Origin of the sequence: Ligilactobacillus faecis (assembly GCF_029889745.1) — a bacterium.
GTDB lineage: Bacteria > Bacillota > Bacilli > Lactobacillales > Lactobacillaceae > Ligilactobacillus > Ligilactobacillus faecis.
Genome location: NZ_CP123639.1, coordinates 390,453 through 406,913, shown reverse-complemented (window position 1 = coordinate 406,913; position 16,461 = coordinate 390,453). Strand labels below are relative to the sequence as shown.

The following is a 16,461-nucleotide window of genomic DNA, read 5'->3' as shown; positions in this document are numbered from 1 at the left end:
AATGAAGAACGAACTAGCTGACAGTTTAAGTACTTTACCTACACATAAAAGTCAACAGATCTTGCAAAATTATTCAAATGCACTTCAAGTGGTCGATGATATAGTATCTAAAAATTATGTTACAACATTAGAAAATTTAGAAGTAGTCCGATTAAATAAGCGCAATTTGAAAAATAATTTAGACGAAAATGTTCGTTTATTTAAAGTAACGGAAATGGTCTATGAAAAAGAGGAATTTGCTCCTTATAAGTTTACAAGTATTTTTAATACATTAGCAGCTACTAGTAGTTCTATTTTTGTTATTTTAGATAGTGATGGGGTCAAGACAGATTTTTATATGGGAGTACGGATCAATGATCCTGAAAAAACAGCTAGTTCCGTCAGAGATACATTGATGAATGCTTTGATTGGACAATTTCCGGGAGCAAAGACTAGATACTATAGTAATGAAGAGACACGTGATCTAGTGAATAGTTTTCCAACTAATAGTATCGCAACTGTTTCATGCGTAGCTGATAAGCGAGAAGAAACGCTGACCGAGAATGGATCTTTTGTTCAAGGACTAGAAAAACTAGTTTTATCGATGAATGGGCAAAAATACACAGGAGTTATTCTTGCAAGTTCAGCAACAGCAGAACAAGTTAGAGCAGTGCGATCTGAATATGAAAATATATATTCACAATTATCCCCAATGGCCTCAATGCAAATCAATTATAGTCAAAGCATGACTAGTGGTGTAATGGAGTCGGCTAGTCATTCAAAAAGCAAAAGTCAAACTGATTCTGAGTCGATTACAAGAACTAATAGTCAAAGTACTAGCAACAGCACTTCAGAATCATTTGGAGAAACTAAAGATAGTACGGCTACTAAAGTTGCAAAAGGTTTGGGGATCACGGCTGGGGTCTTAAGTGCTGCTTTAGCTCCCTTTACTGGAGGATTAAGTACTTTTGTAGGGGTACCACTCCTTGAAGCAACTAAATTAGTTGTCGCAAAAACGGAAACAACTACCCACGGCCATAGCAAAGCTTATACAGAAAGTAGTAGCACAAGTCAAGGAAGTAGTATATCTAAAACTAGTGGAATAACTGATACTAGAACAACGGGGAGCAATTCCAGTCAAGGAAATACTAATGCACTTACTTTAGTAATGCATGATAAAAAACTTGAAAATATATTGGAACGGATCGATCGACAATTAGAACGGATCAATGAATTTGAAAGTTTAGGTATGTACGAATGTGCAGCTTATTTTATGTCAGATGATCAAGTAACTTCAGAAATCGCTGCTTCCACATACAAAGCGATCGTCGGTGGTAGGGAAAGTGGAGTTGAGTCGTCTGCAATCAATATTTGGGGAAATAGAACACCAAGTAAGACTAGAGCGATCACTCAATACATTAAAAATTTCTTGCATCCAGTATTTAATTATCAAAATAATCATAGGATCGAAGTCACACCTTGCGTTATGGTGAGTGGCGAAGAGCTAGCCATTCATATGGGGTTACCACGCAAGTCGGTTGCGGGTCTTCCTGTTATTGAGCATGCAGATTTTGCAAAAGAAGTCGTCAGATATGATGGGGTCGATAACAAACAAGATATCAATTTGGGAAAAATTTTCAACATGGGGCAAGAATATAATAATAGTGTATTTTTAAATAGTGACAGTTTAGCTATGCACACGTTTGTGACAGGTTCAACTGGATCAGGAAAAAGTAACACTATCTATGAACTTATTCGGCAAGTACGTAATCAAGGGAAAAAGTTTTTGATTATCGAACCTGCTAAAGGTGAATATAAGAATATCTTTGGAAATTGGAAGGATGTTAATGTTTATGGAAGCAATAGCGCTTATGCTGAGCCGTTGAGTATTAATCCATTTAAATTTCCAAAAGGAGTTCATGTACTTGAACATGTTGATCGACTGATCGAGATCTTTAATGTTTGTTGGCCGATGTATGCTGCAATGCCAGCAGTGTTAAAAGATGCTGTTTTACGAGCATATGAAAAATGTGGTTGGGATCTATCAACATCCAAGAATGAATATGACGCACAGTACTTCCCAGATTTTAATGACTTACTTCAAGAACTAGAAAATGTGGTCAATGATTCAGCATATTCTGAAGAGGTAAAAAGTAATTATCGAGGATCCTTGATCACTCGAGTCAGATCTTTAACTAATGGGTTGAATGAAACACTTTTTTCGGCTAATGAAGTAAGCGAACAGAAACTTTTTGACGAAAATACGATCATTGATCTAAGTAGAATTGGATCCTCGGAAACAAAATCCTTGATCATGGGGATTTTGATCATGCGTTTAAATGAATATCGAATGGTTTCTACTCAAGAAATGAACATAAACTTGAAACACATTACAGTGTTAGAAGAAGCGCATAATATTTTAAAACGAACTACAACAGAACAAAACCCAGAGAATCCTAATCTAGGTGGAAAATCCGTTGAAATGATCTCCAATTCGATCGCTGAAATGCGGACATATGGTGAAGGGTTTGTGATCGTAGACCAGTCACCAAGCTCAGTAGATATTTCAGCCATCAAAAATACCAATACAAAAGTTATTTTACGTCTACCTGATGAGCTTGATCGAAATCTAGTGGGTAAGTCTGCTGGATTAAATGATGGACAAATTGCTGAGATCGCACGGCTACCTAAAGGAGTATCAGTAGTTTATCAAAATGACTGGGTCGAGCCTGTCTTGTGTAAAGTTAATAAATTTAAAGGAAAAGAATCTCGTTATAGTTACACTCATGTTCAACGAGTTGACACTGAAACAGGAAAATTAAAAGAGCAGGTCTTAAAATTGATCCTTAAAGATCGAGTCAATACTCCAGAAAAGATCAATATAAAAAAACTGACCAAGAGTATAGCAAACTCTAAGATCTTACCGCGAAATAAGATAACTATTCAAAAAGTTTTAAAAGACTATAAGAAAAATGCTGACATCCATGATCAAGCAAATATGATCTGGGATCTTTTAGATGTTGAAAAAGAATCTGCTACTTTGAAAAAAGCTCGAAGTGTAGATGAATTAGATAAGATGATCATTGAAGTGATCCACAAACAAATCCCACAGTTACAGGCTGATTATATTTTAGCAACTGCACAATTGCTTATGAAAAAAAGTAGTCTAGATATCTTTAATGAAAGCAACATTTATAATGCTTGGGTCACTGCATTGAAAAAGAAGGGAGAAGTAATCTATGGTTAGACCTATTGAATTCAAAGAATTCGGTCAAAGCTTTTCACCTGAAATTTTATATGATGCTGAAAAGATGGAAAAAACTGACGATCTCGCCTCTTTGGATGTTCCAATCGCAAAACAAGTTTCTGCAATATTAAAAGAAGATCAAGAAACTAAGCAAACGATCTCATATGATGAAAATTCATTATATGAGATCGATGGAAAAGAATATGAAACAGATGATACCGGTCAGTTGTATAAAGAAGAAGGAAAACTACTTCCAAATAATCAGTACGTTGCTGGAAGTGGAATTTATGAAACAGACGAGAATAGTAGAATCACTTCATTTGAAGCTACATTAGAGTCTACACCAAATTCTGAGCGAGATCTTGATGCTCAAAAGGAAGTCGGAGGTAAAGATCGACTTGAAAATGATGATGGTGGTCATTTGATCGCTAGGATCTTTGGCGGGGCAAGTGGATTAGAAAATCTAGTGCCTATGCGAAATGTTATCAATCGAGGAGACTACAAGCAATTTGAAAATGGATGTGCAAATGATCTAAAAGAAGGACATGATGTTAACTTAAAAGGAGAGATTGTATATCCGGAAGGCAGCGATCGTCCGAGTGAGATAAAAGTTGAAAAAGAAGTTGATGGTAAAAAAGCTGTAGAAGGTATTTTTTACAATGATGAAGGGTCGATCGAAGGGCTAGATGAAGTTAAAGATTCGATCAATAAAGAAGATTATGAGAGTTTAGAAAATCGTATCGACAGTATGGAAGAATATGGGGAAAAACCTACCATCACTTCGGTCATCAAAAAATATGATGCGGATGGAAAACCCTCCGAAATTACTGTTACAGTAAGAAATGAAACAACAGGATTTAAAACACCAATTACATTTAAGCCAGAGGTGTAGATAATGGAAAAAGAGATTCAAAATGCAGCCAAAAAGCTAGAAAAATATGGTATTCGTAATATTGACCTGCTTGCATTAGTGACAGAGACAAGTTATGAAGTCACTTTCTTTGGATATGTCAATGGTGACGAATATAAACAATCAAACGAGTTAGCTGAGGAAGGAATTATTCCATTTGACAAGCTAGATGCATTTTATGCCAAAATAGCTGAAATAGTCAGAACTTCGCCTAAGTACAGTAAAAAAGAGCTAAATATTTTGAAAATTGATGAGGGTGAGATCAGTTTTCGAAAAAAAGATCGTATGAGCGATACTTTCAAAATAGTTAGAAGATGGGAAATTTCTTTAGGAGTGCGTAGTATCTAGTGTAGAGAGGGTGAATGATATTGAAAAGTAAAATAAAGGAACTAGAAAATATTGTTTCAAATTTAAATCAACAAATTGATCATGTTGAAAAGCATCGCAAACAGTTAATTGCAAAAAAAGAATTATTGGTTGAACAAATAAGAAAGCAAGAAGAAATGTTTAAACCTATAAATGTGTATTGCATATCAACGATGAGTTCAGGTAAATCAACTTTGATCAACGCGATGCTGGGTGAAAAATTAATACCAGCATATGATTACGCAAGTACAGCATCAATCATTCGAATCAAAGATAATGATAAAAAAAGGTACAGAGCTACAGCATTTGATAAAGATGATAATGTATTAGAAAAATTAGATAGATTAGATTACAACATCATGTCGAGGCTAGATATGGATGATAATGTTCAGGAAATTCATATAGATGGAGACATTCCGTTTATAAACTCAAAAGATGCTAACTTGATTTTAGTTGATACACCAGGAACTAATAGCCCTAGGAACAGTGATCATCTAAAAACAATATTTAAAGCTATTGAGAATTCGCCGGAATCTATAGTTCTATATGTTATCAATTCTACTCAATTTGGGATCATTGATGATAATGTCTTGTTAGACAAGATAGCTAAGGCAATGAAGAATGCGGGCAAGCGTTCATACGATAGGTTTATTTTTGTGGCAAATAAGATGGATAGTTTTCATCCCCGTGAAGAAAGTATCCAAGATGCTTTAGATGCAGTACGAGAATATTTAAAAGATAAGGGTATTGAAAATCCTAATATTTATCCGGCTTCTGCGTCTACTGCATTAGGAATCAAAACATTATTATCAGTTTTAGAAGCTAAAAATGTTGATTTCTTCGATTTTTTAGATGTTTTAGATGATACAAAATATGATGCAATATATGATGAGACATATGATGCAATAGGTCTAGTACGAAAACTAAACAGAAATAGATCTTTACACTTGGAAGAGTACGCCCCATTACCAAAAGCTAAAAAAGAAAAAATCAAAGCTGAATTAATCAAAGCCGAAGAAACTAACGATAAAAATAAGCAAGCTTTGATACATTCGGGTATTCCTTCGATTGAAGTAGCAATTTTGGATTTGATAGATAGGAAAACAGTAGCGGATAGCACAGCTCTTATATAGAGAAATAAGATTTGGAGATAAAAATGATTTATAACATAAAAAAGTTAAATAGTGAAGACAGAAAGTTTCTGATTGGTTATTTGGATGCAATTCGCGATAAAGGAATGAGTAAACATAAGTTGCAAAATGATTACTATAATGCCCTAAAAGAAAGATTAGGCATCGTAGGAAATGTGCCTTCTGTATCTCTGATGGATATTATAGAAAAAGATTTTGATGAACAAAAAATATATTTTGAATTTATTGTGGAGTATTTTTTTGTAGGTGGTAAAACACTCGAAGAAATTCTTGATGAAACTGAACTATACTATAGTGAATCAGAATTTAATGAAATCTATATTGATCTTGAAGAAAGATTAGACGATATATATGAACCTGATCTAATAGTTTATCAATATATAAGAGAAGTGACACATCGTGCCGATCCTTTATTCCTAGACGAATTAGATGCACGGGGAGATGAGTTGGTCGAACAAACTAATGAACTATGTGATAAAAGTACCGAGGCTTTATTTAAAGTGATGGACTTAGAAGAAGAGCTTGAGAAAAAGAAAGCAGAATATGAAAAATTAAATGCCCTTTATGAAACTGCCAATGACAGACTGACTCGTTTCTGTAGTAGAAAATCAGGTGATGAAAAGAATAACGAAGTGAGTGTTAAAGTTTTTGCGACTATGAGTTCAGGTAAGTCAACGTTGATTAATGGTTTACTACAACAAAAATTAATGCCTTCTTCTAATCTAGCTTGTACGTCAAAAATAACTAAGATAGTTGATGGTGATCAAGCGAAAGATGACTTTTCAGTAGAGGCATATACAGAAGAAGACGAGACTTTGTTGTATAGTACAAGTGATCCGGATTATGCAACCATGCAAATGATAAATAATGATGCAACCGTTGGATATGTGCAAATTAATAGGAAAATTCCTTTTAATAAATCAGAAAAAATAGATCTCACAATTATTGATACTCCAGGACCAAATAATTCTAGAAATGTAAATCATAGAGAAATTATGGATAAGGAATTAGATGATTTATATGATTCAATAGTGATTTATATAATAAATGCTACTCAATTTGGTATCAATGATGATGCAGAATTATTGAAAAAGTTGCGCGATAAAATGCCATACTCAACTAAAGTTATATTTGCTGTTAACAAAATGGATCAAATTGATACTAGTGAAGAAGATATAGACGATTTTTTAAGAAATGTAAAAGAGTATTTGGAAGATCATGGATTTGAGAATCCACAAATTTATCCAGTTTCTTCAATGGCAGCATTAAATATTCGAACATTGTTACAGATTCCAAATATTGATGATGAAGATGATGAAGTTTATGATACTAGGGCTTTAGTAAGAAAGTTGAATAGAAATGAGAATTTACATCTCGAATCGTATTCACCAGTTTCAATAGAAATTAGTCACAAAATATCAATGGAATTACAAAATGCTGAGGAAAATAATGATAGAGTTGAACAGGCATTGATCCATTCCGGAATTAGAAACATAGAAGAAAGTATATTATCAATGGCCGAAGAGATAGTCGACTATAATCTAAATGATGATTATTGGGATTAACACAATAAACAGGAGGGGCTGGGAAAAAACTACTAGCCTGAACTAAAAATACCTGATCAAATCTCGTTTTTGAGAAATTTGATCAGGTATTTTTCTTTTATGCTTGTTTTCGGATCGTTTTTTCAAAAATCCTCCCCCTATTTCTTTGAATAGGTGCCATAATTTTGATATATTGATCGTCAAAAGTATCAGTCCGATCTCATTTCGAACTGCTTTCTCTCCTCTAACATGTACTCGGCGTACGCCAAAATTACCCTTCATATCTCCGAAAATGGTTTCAACATCTGTACGTCTTCTCGCGTAGATCTTTGAACCCTTTTCACTTGAAAGGTCTTCTGCGGCACTATTTTTAAAAAATTCCCAGTTATAATTTATGGCTTTAGTTCGCTGATAGCCCTTAGGTGTCTTAGCTAAGTTTTCAAGTTCTTTAGTGGCCTGGAAAACATCAGCTACGTAAACTTTAAAGTTTCTTTTGAATCCATATTTGTCCACACTTGAACTGTATCTTTGAAACTTAAATACTACACCGTCAGGATCTGTATAATAATCATCTTCTGCATGATATGTCCAATTTTTGATATTGCGTGGATCTTTTTTGTATTTGCGACTCTGTTCTTTTTGATACATTGGATAGGGCATCAAGGGAATTTTTTCAAACATATCAGTAACAGCCTGATAGTTAGCTTCATTCCCATATCCAGCGTCCGCCACTATATATTTGAATAGTTCTAAGTTAGTAAAAGATTTTAAAAATGGCACTAATGTCCGTGTGTCCGTTGGGTTAGGAAATATATCATAATGTAGGACAAAGCGACCGCTAGTCGCGATCTGTAAATTGTAAGCAGGCTTTAGTTGCCCATTTTTCATATGATCTTCCTTTAAACGCATAAAAGTAGCGTCATTATCTGTTTTTGAGAAGCTATTTCGTCCCTGAAAGATCTTCCTATTACGTTCGTATCTTTCTTTTCTTGGCAGAAGATCAGTTTGGAGTTTGCGTTTGATGCTTTTTAGTCTTCGACGAGCTCGCTTATTTTTTGAACCACCTTTTATGACTTTAGGTTCAGTAGCGATATCTTCTTCAATCGCATCTAATTTAAGATCGGTCCCCTTAATAAGCTCCTTTATCGCATCACTGGACCCCAGCATATCTTTTGAAATAGCGATATCAACTTGGTGTTGGATCAGCTCGTCATAGGTCTTAGCTACTCTTTCATCAAGCGACTTTTCAAACTTATCAGAAGCATTTTTCCAGGTAAAACTATAGCGATTAGCATCAGCTTCTAATTTAGTACCATCAATAAATAAAGCTTCATCGGCATCTAACATACCATTTTTAGATAGAAGCAAGGTAAACAGCACAAAGGCTTTTTCGATGATTTCTTTAGCATGATCACTTGACCGGAAGTTATTGATAGTCTTATAACTAACAGAAGTATTTCCGCTTAACCACATCATTGGAAGATAGTATTGATTCAATTTAGCGATCTTTCTACCAGAAAAGACGGATTCATGGTAAGCAAATAAAGTCATTTTTAAAAGCATAGCTGGATGAAAAGCTGGACGACCGGTATGTGAAGTGTCCTCTAAAAGAATATCTTGGGGGATCGAATCAACAAAATGACTGATCAAAACAGCAATATGATCAGCAGGTAATTTCATTGAATAAGTGATATCCAATTCTAATTCAGATGTGTTATAATTTTTATACATGGTAGGTCTCTCCTTTATTATTTTTGGACAACTTAATATTAGCAAGAGATCGATCATATGAAAAGGCTCACGTTGAAAAAATTCGACGTGAGCCTCTTTCTTTATTAGAACTGAGTTTTTTCCCAGCCCCATATTTTTACATAAAATTGCATATGGGAATTAATATCGGAGGTCTACTAAATGTCTAAAAAGATAAAATTTAATTTGTTGATCAATGGAGATATTCAAGTTTCAAATGTGACTGAACTACAAGAGAATTTTTATGCTACAGATGTAATGAACTATTATAAAAATGGTGCACTAGCTAAGTGGTTGAAAAATAGAAACGAAATAGAATTATTAGAAAAGGTTACCGATATCAAAGTTGATAGTAATCAGGAAATACTCAAAGAATTGGCTAGGATTTTTTCGTTGAATTCAACAGATGAAGAGATCGAAGCAGCAACTGCAGTTTATGAAACATCACTAGTGTCTAAAAAAGATAACATTGATAATGTAAAGGAAATAGTCAAAAGAAATTATAGTGGGTATCTAAAGTTAATAAGAGAAATGCAAAGTCAAGAAAATATTAAACTTTTAGAGCTAGGTGCACAAAATCTTGTCAAGAAGTACGGTACTTTCTTTAAAATGAATTCGCTAGAAACGTTTGATAAATTATCGAAAAATATAAGAGCTATTTTTGCATGCTTAACGGAAGCAAAAATTCGAGAATTTTGGTTAACAGACAAAGAAATCAGTAAACGAATCAAAGACCTAGTAAATTTCTTAATAGATAATCAAAGTGAATATGATTTTGTAAAAGTTTATTGTAAAAATACTGATGGTGAATGGGAACAAGTTGAATCCAAAGATAAACAGATCATGATCATAGATCTGAGAGTCAACTTGATAAATTCAAATATGGGAAATTTTTATAAGGGAACTACTGTTAGTGAAAATGGATCATCCAAAAGTCTTACTTCAAATGAGGTCAATGATAGGTATCCTATTTTCAATGGTTTAGATGTTTTATCAGATATAGCTCAATATAAACTCTATTACTTGGAGGTATAAGAAATGGATCTGGAAAAGAAACGTAATGAAAAGCTGACCTCATATGTTAATTCTTTACTTCCAATAATTTATATCAACCATTTTGATTTTGAAGTTAGTGCAGATATGATCTCAAAAGTTAAAATGGGACATGAGATATATGAATACGATACTGGTATCGGAGTAGTTGATTTTAAAACGCGATCTATTCAGCATGAAGTAGAGAGTTTAAGTGATTTTCTTGACAATTATATGGAGCTTGGGTATGAAAAACCAACTTATTTAGTTTTAAAAGATGTTCATAATGAACTAAAAGATCCCAGTGTGATCTCTTATCTTAAACATATCGCTAGCCGGAATCTTTATACTGATGGATATGAATTAACAGTTTTTATCGTCTCGGGACAATTGGTGATCCCACGAGAACTTGAAAATCTAATAACAGTTTTTGATATGCCTATGCCTGACAGTAAGATCATTCGCGATATAATATCAAATTACGCCTTAGAGAATGAACTATCTATATCAAATAATACATTAGATGAGTTAACACTTTCTTTACGTGGTATGAATGAATTCCAAATACGCCAATGTTTAAATATTGCTTTTCAGCAAAGCGGGACGCTGTCTGTAAGAGATAAGGTATTGTTCTTGCAACAAAAGGAGCAATTGATCAAAAAATCAGGCTTACTAGAGATGATTCCTGTTAAAGAAGAGATCGAAGATATAGGTGGTCTTGTTAATCTCAAAAAATGGTTGGAGAAAAAGAAAAAAATATTTGATAATCTCAGTAAAGCTATACGATATGGGGTTGACACTCCTAAAGGCATAATGCTTGTAGGAATGCCAGGTTGTGGAAAAAGTTTAGCGGCTAAGGCTACTGCAAAGTTATTTGATATGCCGTTAGTCAGATTGGATATTGGACGTTTATTAGGTAAATATGTGGGTGAGTCTGAAACAAATATGCGCAAAGCTTTAAAATTAGCAGAAGCCACGAGCCCATGTGTTTTGTGGATCGATGAGATCGAAAAAGCTTTTGCGGGGATCGGTTCAGATAATAGTGAAGTAACTACCCGTTTATTTGGACAATTTTTGACATGGATGCAGGAAAAAGATAATGAAGTTTTTATTGTTGCTACTGCAAATGATATAACTCGCTTGCCACCTGAATTTTTACGTAAAGGTCGTTTTGATGAACTGTTTTTTGTTGACTTCCCTAATGCGGATGAACGCGAACTGATATTACAAATTCACTTGCGCAAAAGAAATCAAGAGCGAAGTATCGATCTAACTAAAATAGTTAAAAAAACTGAGGGATATAATGGGGCAGATTTAGAAGCTATTGTAAAAGCAGCAGTTGAGGACTGTTTTATTGAAGGTAAGGCTTTTGTAACTGAGAACGATCTGTTAAAAGCACAAAGAAAAATCAAATCGATCTCAGTGACATTAAAAGATAAAATCGATTTGATGCGAAAAGCAACGGAAAAGATCGATCTAGTGAATGCAAGTAGTGCTTCAGTTCAAAGTGAAGATAGGAATAAAAAGTTACAGACTAAGAAATTATCACCTATAGGTAAACTAGTTAAGCATGATATTCATTTAAAAAAGGCATCTCGAACAACAAAGACCGATTTTAGCAACAAAGTTAATTTCGATAAAAGTAATTTCGATAAAATGCCTGAATGGGATAGCGTAAGTAGAGAATGGAGGTATTAGAATGAACATCATTGAAAAACTTTTAGAAAAGAAGCGCTATAAGCAACTAGTTAAGTTTCAAGATGAATTTTTAAAAAGTTATAGTCAAAAAGAGCCAAATATTTCAGATAAGCAATGGTTAACTAAAGAACTAATACACCATTTACCAGATCATGATCCATTAGAACTGGAGAAAACAGCTACTGAGATCGTAACAACCATTGAGTTGGCAGAAACAAAAAAGAAGAGTGCGCGCGAAAAGTATAATAACGGGCAATCTTTTGAAAACATTATTGGTCAAGATATAAGAAATAGTCTTGAAGTTGGAACGACTCGTCCCTTAAATGATCAACTAGAAGAGATCGGAAAGATCATCGAGCAAAATAATCAACAGATGCAACAGACGCTGTTGACTCAAACAGGGGAGATCAGTCAAAATCCTAATCTTAATGGATATATTGCCGAACAAAATCATGTTAATACATTTAATAAAAATGCTGCCTTAAATGGAAGTGATGTACGTGCAGAAGTTCTTACACCAAAACCAGGGCAAACATATGGAAAAAATTCGGTTGATATCGTTGTTCGGGCTAGTGATGGAACAGTCCAACGGTATCAACTAAAGTATGGTAAAACGGCTGAAGAAACGATCAAGTTGATCAAAAAAGGAAATTATAATAATCAAAGAATTGTAGTTCCGCCTGAACAAGTTGAAGAGGTGCAAGCAGCTTTTCCAAATAAAACGGTTTCTAGTACGATATCGTATGAAGGGACTTCAAGTGATCCGCTAACTAAAGAAGAAGCTGTTGAAATTCAAACAGATGCTCAAGAAAATGGAAACTTACCAAAGGAAGATTGGACCAACTTAAGTGGCAGAAAGTTAACAAAGATAGTCGGAAAACAAGCTGTGACTTCTGCCGTATTGGGGGCAGCAACGACAACGGCAATGGAAGTCGGGATCAAATTTGTTCAGGGTGAAGATATTGAAGCTGAGGAAGTAGCGCGAAAAGCAATAATGACAGGAGCCGATGCTGGGGTAAAAACAGCGACGGCTGGAGCGCTCAAAGTTTGTGCTGAAAAGGGGATCATTTCCAGTTTAAAAGGTGCTTCAGGAAATGTTGTAAGTGGGATCGCATTTTCAGCTGTAGAAAGTGCTAAAACGATGTATAAAGTTGGTAAAGGAGATCTAACATTAAAAGAGGGGATGGATGAGATCGAAGCGACCACTGCTGGTGTAGTTGGTTCAATCGCAGGGAGTTCTCAAGGAACAAGTATTGGTGCAGCGATTGGAACTGTATTAGGACCAGTTGGAACAGCAGTTGGTGGAGTTGTTGGAGGCATAGTTGGGGGCATAGCAGGAAGTACAGTCGGAAGAACGATCGCTAAGGGTTGCCAAAAAGTTAGAAGTAAAGTAGCTAAAACATTCACGAAAGCTGCCGCTGGAGTTAAGAAACTAGCAAATAAGGTCAGTCTGTTAGGAATATTTAGCTAGTAAGAATTGCAGAATGTCTACTATGTAAAACTAAGGAGACCAGATCAATGTTAGAAGAAGCAAGAGAGATCGTACGTAATACAGAAATTGTTGATAAGCGTTATTATTTTATAACAGGTCCACTACCTTCTTCATTTCAATTCTTAGTACCAAGTCAAGCTGAGATGATCACTCAGATCTACCGGTGTTATGGTAGCTATATATCAAAAAATGAAGTTATGCAGATCATTGAAAGAGTCATGAAAGAAAAAGGCTCAGAGTTGAATGAATATATCTTAAAGAGTCTACCAGGGCTCAACTTATTTTTTGATAGATCATTAAATAAAACTTTTACAGTAATGACACACTCGTTAGGCAACGACTTGGTCGATGAATTCGAACTAAACAGTGCTGTTTCCAAGACTAAACTGGAATCTATCATAAGGCGAGCTTTTTCTGAGCTCTAAAAAGTCACCAAAACGCACTTCCTTGAAAGTATCTATCAAGTATAATATACTTAGATATGAAAAAGGACTAGTAGCCGTGAACTACTAGCCCTCTGCGTGGATAGGAAAGTTAATTTCGTTAAAGACTAATTACGATCATTAAAGTCGTGGTTAGTCTTTTTGTATATCCTATATGCTGTCATCAAATCAATGGAGCATTTTCCGACAGCAAGGATGACCAAGGCAAGTGCCAACGTCCTTAACCTTTCTTAATAGTTTCATGCTACAAGCCTCCTTCTGCGTTTCTAGGATACTTGAAAAAAGGGGCTGTACTTTCCCACTAGATCATTTCAAAGGGTAGCTAGCCCTCATTCGATGGTCTGCTTATATTGTGGACGAAACGTAATATAATTACAAGAACTTTATTTGACTGTTTTTGATCAAAAAAGCCAGATAGTCATTGAAGTGAACCCTGTAAGTTGGACACTTTAGTTTAGGCAATTTTTCCTAAGGCAAGATTCCGATATTCAATCGGCGTCTTGCCTTTTAATTTGTGCCTTATTCGATATTGGTTGTAATATACGATCCACTCCTTCATTGCTTTGATCAATTCTTGTTTGGTCTGATAATGATGATCATAATACAATTCAGTTTTCATGGTATGAAAGAAGCTCTCCATTGATGCATTGTCTAAACAAGTTGCCCGTCGTGACATGCTTTGGAAAATATGGTGCTTCTTTAGTGTCTGGCGCCATATATTTGTTTGATATTGGATGCCTTGGTCACTATGAACAGTCATGCGGTAGTCAAGCGTGGGCCGCTTATTAATTAGCTCGATCAATGGTTTCATCACAAAATCAGTAGTCGGGTGATCGCTAATATTATAACTAACGATTTCACCAGTACACAGGTCTTTAATTGGCGAAAGATAAACCTTTTCATCCTGGCTCATATTACCATAGCGATATTCACTCACATCAGTTACCATTTTCTGATAAGGACGATCAGTGTTAAAACGTCGATTTAACCGATTCATGGCCTTCTTACCTTGAGGGCCGATCGATGAATCGTATTTACGGGTTTGACGATTATACATTAGTGACAACAGCCCATTTTCACGCATCAGACGGCTAACTCGTTTATGATTAGCTTTGATTCCACGGCGGTGTAGCTCATCTGTCACTGGTCGATATCCATAGCCAGGATTATGTTGTTTGATGTTCTTAATGACTTGAAGTAATTCTTGATTATCTTTATTTTCATGACGATGTGCTTGGTAATAGAACGTACTCCGCTTGATGGTGGTGTATGGTAAGATCTCCGTTAAGCTAAATCCGAATTCGTGCCTTAGTTCTTTGATGATTTGATATTCTTCTTTGACTGTCCGCGACGTTGAACTAAGGCTTCGAGTTTTTTTAGATATTCGTTCTCCACTTTCAAAGCCCGATTCTCAGCCTTTAAGCGCTCTAATTCTGATAATTGTTTCCTAGCTTGTTGATTATGGTTGGTAGTCATGTGGTTTGCCCGTCCTCTTCTAGTAAACAAGGCCTCAATACCACGTTCATTAAGCTTTCTCTGCCAATTAGCGATTGTCCCGGGATTACTAATATCAAATTGGAGTGCTGTTTGTGGATACGAGGCTTTGTGTTGTTTTCTCCAGTTTAAGACTTTCAGCTTAAAATTACCATCATAATCAAATTTTGGTGAACGAATTTCTAAGCCTTGAATCCCATATTTTCGATAACGAGCAACCCATGTCTGTACAGACATTTTCCTTTTAATACCTAATCTTCGAGCAATAGTCGCTGAACCAATTCCAGCTAAATACATTTGAACAGCTTTAAGTTTAACTTCAAAACTAAATTTAGTCATAGCAAAACCCCCTAAGTTAGATTCTTTTGTCCAACTTAGGGGGTTCACTTCACATTTAAATAAGTCAGTAAAAAGGGATGTACCTGCTATTTAAGTCAGGACATCCCTTTCATTGCTACTCGACCCTCACCGATACCGGAAATATCCGATCAAGATCTTCACCAAACAGAAGATGACGACGATCGCGATCAAAAATGAGGCCAAGCTTTTAGCAACGACTAGCAAGACTTCAAGCATGAAACTCAGCAGTAAAAGTAAGATGATCCCCAAGATCAATTTTTTTAACATGATACTGTCCCCCGCATAATATGTACTTATTTAAGTATAGCATATCCTTAAATGTAAAGAATCTCTCAGTTTGATCCTAGCGCTTTTGGGCTAACTTTTATAGGTAACTTTTCGCTGCAAAATGCCTATTTTTTTGCTAAAGTGACAAAATACGTCTAGTTTATCTAGGATAATATGTTTTAGTTAAATATTTGGAGGAATCAATTATGAAAGAAGAAGCTAAAAAAATCGTTGCTAGTATGCTTGGAACTGTTTGTAGCGGACCAGTCGCCCCATTTCTTATCACGAAAAACAATTTTTTTATGACGAAAGTCTTTATTTCAAGGCAAAAAAAGTTGATCAAAGAACTATTTCGCTGTTATGAGCAAACGATCTCAGATGAAGCAGTCGAAAAGCTCATCAAAAAAGTATCGCATAAATACTTCAAGCAGCACTTGCTAACTTCTCTTTGGCAAAATTTGCCCCTCATTGAGCTATTGTATGCCGATAAGCGAGCAGCCCGCTTTAACACCATAAATTACACCTTGGCAATGGACTTGAGCGCTGAATTTGAAGAACATGGTCAAGTTAAACTAGAGACTTTAGAAAAATTGCTTACCCAAGCTTTTAAACAAGTTAAAAAATAAATTTACCTAAAAATTGACAAATGTCTTTTGGGTAACGTACTTTAATAGTAGCAGAGAGCGACTTTTTAGTTCTGGCTGACTGGCAATTAAGGCTCGTTTTGCA

The 16,461-nt window shown here is 35.1% G+C and carries 14 protein-coding genes; 10 read left to right on the top strand and 4 right to left on the bottom strand.

Annotation, left to right across the window (positions count from 1 at the left end; translation table 11 throughout):
- Position 1: 1 nt before the first annotated feature.
- From QFX10_RS02205 to QFX10_RS02185, 5 genes are read left to right on the top strand one after another with little or no spacing between them, the layout of a single operon-like run.
- Complete coding sequence (locus QFX10_RS02205; protein ID WP_280606608.1) at positions 2–3,226, top strand: ATP-binding protein; 3,225 nt, start codon at positions 2–4, stop codon at positions 3,224–3,226.
- On the top strand, positions 3,219–4,118 hold the full coding sequence (locus tag QFX10_RS02200; RefSeq protein WP_280606607.1) for a DNA/RNA non-specific endonuclease: 900 nt from the start codon (positions 3,219–3,221) through the stop codon (positions 4,116–4,118). Before QFX10_RS02205 ends, QFX10_RS02200 begins: the two co-directional genes overlap by 8 nt.
- Before the next feature lie 3 nt (positions 4,119–4,121).
- Positions 4,122–4,484 (top strand): hypothetical protein, encoded by a 363-nt coding sequence (locus tag QFX10_RS02195; RefSeq protein ID WP_280606606.1) that lies wholly within the window; start codon positions 4,122–4,124, stop codon positions 4,482–4,484.
- Between the two features lie 20 nt (positions 4,485–4,504).
- Positions 4,505–5,635, top strand: a complete 1,131-nt coding sequence (locus QFX10_RS02190) for a dynamin family protein (RefSeq protein WP_280606605.1) — start codon at positions 4,505–4,507, stop codon at positions 5,633–5,635.
- Positions 5,636–5,646: 11 nt separating this feature from the next.
- On the top strand, positions 5,647–7,218 hold the full coding sequence (locus QFX10_RS02185; protein WP_280606604.1) for a dynamin family protein: 1,572 nt from the start codon (positions 5,647–5,649) through the stop codon (positions 7,216–7,218).
- Positions 7,219–7,260: 42 nt separating this feature from the next.
- On the opposite strand, the gene QFX10_RS02180 is transcribed toward QFX10_RS02185, so the two are convergent.
- On the bottom strand, positions 7,261–8,928 hold the full coding sequence (locus QFX10_RS02180; protein WP_280605405.1) for an IS1182 family transposase: 1,668 nt from the start codon (positions 8,926–8,928) through the stop codon (positions 7,261–7,263).
- Positions 8,929–9,108: 180 nt separating this feature from the next.
- Here QFX10_RS02180 and QFX10_RS02175 point away from each other — a divergent pair, with 180 nt between their 5' ends.
- The 4 genes from QFX10_RS02175 to QFX10_RS02160 are packed head-to-tail and all read left to right on the top strand — an operon-like array spanning position 9,109 to position 13,593.
- Positions 9,109–9,981: a hypothetical protein gene (locus QFX10_RS02175; RefSeq protein WP_280606603.1), complete on the top strand. Its 873-nt coding sequence runs from the start codon at positions 9,109–9,111 to the stop codon at positions 9,979–9,981.
- Positions 9,982–9,984: 3 nt separating this feature from the next.
- Positions 9,985–11,676: an AAA family ATPase gene (locus QFX10_RS02170; RefSeq protein WP_280606602.1), complete on the top strand. Its 1,692-nt coding sequence runs from the start codon at positions 9,985–9,987 to the stop codon at positions 11,674–11,676.
- Between the two features lies 1 nt (position 11,677).
- The gene (locus QFX10_RS02165) at positions 11,678–13,147 is read left to right on the top strand and encodes a hypothetical protein (RefSeq protein ID WP_280606601.1); all 1,470 of its coding nucleotides are present in this window, start codon (positions 11,678–11,680) and stop codon (positions 13,145–13,147) included.
- A gap of 47 nt (positions 13,148–13,194) precedes the next feature.
- Entirely contained in the window at positions 13,195–13,593 is a 399-nt protein-coding gene (locus QFX10_RS02160) for a hypothetical protein (protein ID WP_280606600.1), read from the top strand.
- Between the two features lie 472 nt (positions 13,594–14,065).
- On the opposite strand, the gene QFX10_RS02155 is transcribed toward QFX10_RS02160, so the two are convergent.
- The 3 genes from QFX10_RS02155 to QFX10_RS02145 all read right to left on the bottom strand — a co-directional run bounded on the left by QFX10_RS02155 (position 14,066) and on the right by QFX10_RS02145 (position 15,732).
- On the bottom strand, positions 14,066–14,935 hold the full coding sequence (locus tag QFX10_RS02155) for an IS3 family transposase (protein WP_280607218.1): 870 nt from the start codon (positions 14,933–14,935) through the stop codon (positions 14,066–14,068).
- Positions 14,920–15,444: a helix-turn-helix domain-containing protein gene (locus tag QFX10_RS02150; RefSeq protein ID WP_280606110.1), complete on the bottom strand. Its 525-nt coding sequence runs from the start codon at positions 15,442–15,444 to the stop codon at positions 14,920–14,922. Before QFX10_RS02150 ends, QFX10_RS02155 begins: the two co-directional genes overlap by 16 nt.
- A gap of 126 nt (positions 15,445–15,570) precedes the next feature.
- Complete coding sequence (locus tag QFX10_RS02145; RefSeq protein ID WP_280606599.1) at positions 15,571–15,732, bottom strand: hypothetical protein; 162 nt, start codon at positions 15,730–15,732, stop codon at positions 15,571–15,573.
- Positions 15,733–15,938: 206 nt separating this feature from the next.
- Here QFX10_RS02145 and QFX10_RS02140 point away from each other — a divergent pair, with 206 nt between their 5' ends.
- Positions 15,939–16,358, top strand: a complete 420-nt coding sequence (locus tag QFX10_RS02140; protein WP_280606598.1) for a hypothetical protein — start codon at positions 15,939–15,941, stop codon at positions 16,356–16,358.
- The last annotated feature ends 103 nt before the right edge of the window (positions 16,359–16,461 follow it).

Excerpts from the sequence above, each read along its gene's own strand:
- QFX10_RS02205 (WP_280606608.1), top strand. The coding sequence starts at position 2 with ATGAAGAACGAACTAGCTGACAGTTTAAGTACTTTACCTACACATAAA.
- QFX10_RS02200 (WP_280606607.1), top strand. The coding sequence starts at position 3,219 with ATGGTTAGACCTATTGAATTCAAAGAATTCGGTCAAAGCTTTTCACCT.
- QFX10_RS02195 (WP_280606606.1), top strand. The coding sequence starts at position 4,122 with ATGGAAAAAGAGATTCAAAATGCAGCCAAAAAGCTAGAAAAATATGGT.
- QFX10_RS02180 (WP_280605405.1), bottom strand. The coding sequence starts at position 8,928 with ATGTATAAAAATTATAACACATCTGAATTAGAATTGGATATCACTTAT.
- QFX10_RS02175 (WP_280606603.1), top strand. The coding sequence starts at position 9,109 with ATGTCTAAAAAGATAAAATTTAATTTGTTGATCAATGGAGATATTCAA.
- QFX10_RS02170 (WP_280606602.1), top strand. The coding sequence starts at position 9,985 with ATGGATCTGGAAAAGAAACGTAATGAAAAGCTGACCTCATATGTTAAT.
- QFX10_RS02165 (WP_280606601.1), top strand. The coding sequence starts at position 11,678 with ATGAACATCATTGAAAAACTTTTAGAAAAGAAGCGCTATAAGCAACTA.
- QFX10_RS02160 (WP_280606600.1), top strand. The coding sequence starts at position 13,195 with ATGTTAGAAGAAGCAAGAGAGATCGTACGTAATACAGAAATTGTTGAT.
- QFX10_RS02150 (WP_280606110.1), bottom strand. The coding sequence starts at position 15,444 with ATGACTAAATTTAGTTTTGAAGTTAAACTTAAAGCTGTTCAAATGTAT.
- QFX10_RS02145 (WP_280606599.1), bottom strand. The coding sequence starts at position 15,732 with ATGTTAAAAAAATTGATCTTGGGGATCATCTTACTTTTACTGCTGAGT.
- QFX10_RS02140 (WP_280606598.1), top strand. The coding sequence starts at position 15,939 with ATGAAAGAAGAAGCTAAAAAAATCGTTGCTAGTATGCTTGGAACTGTT.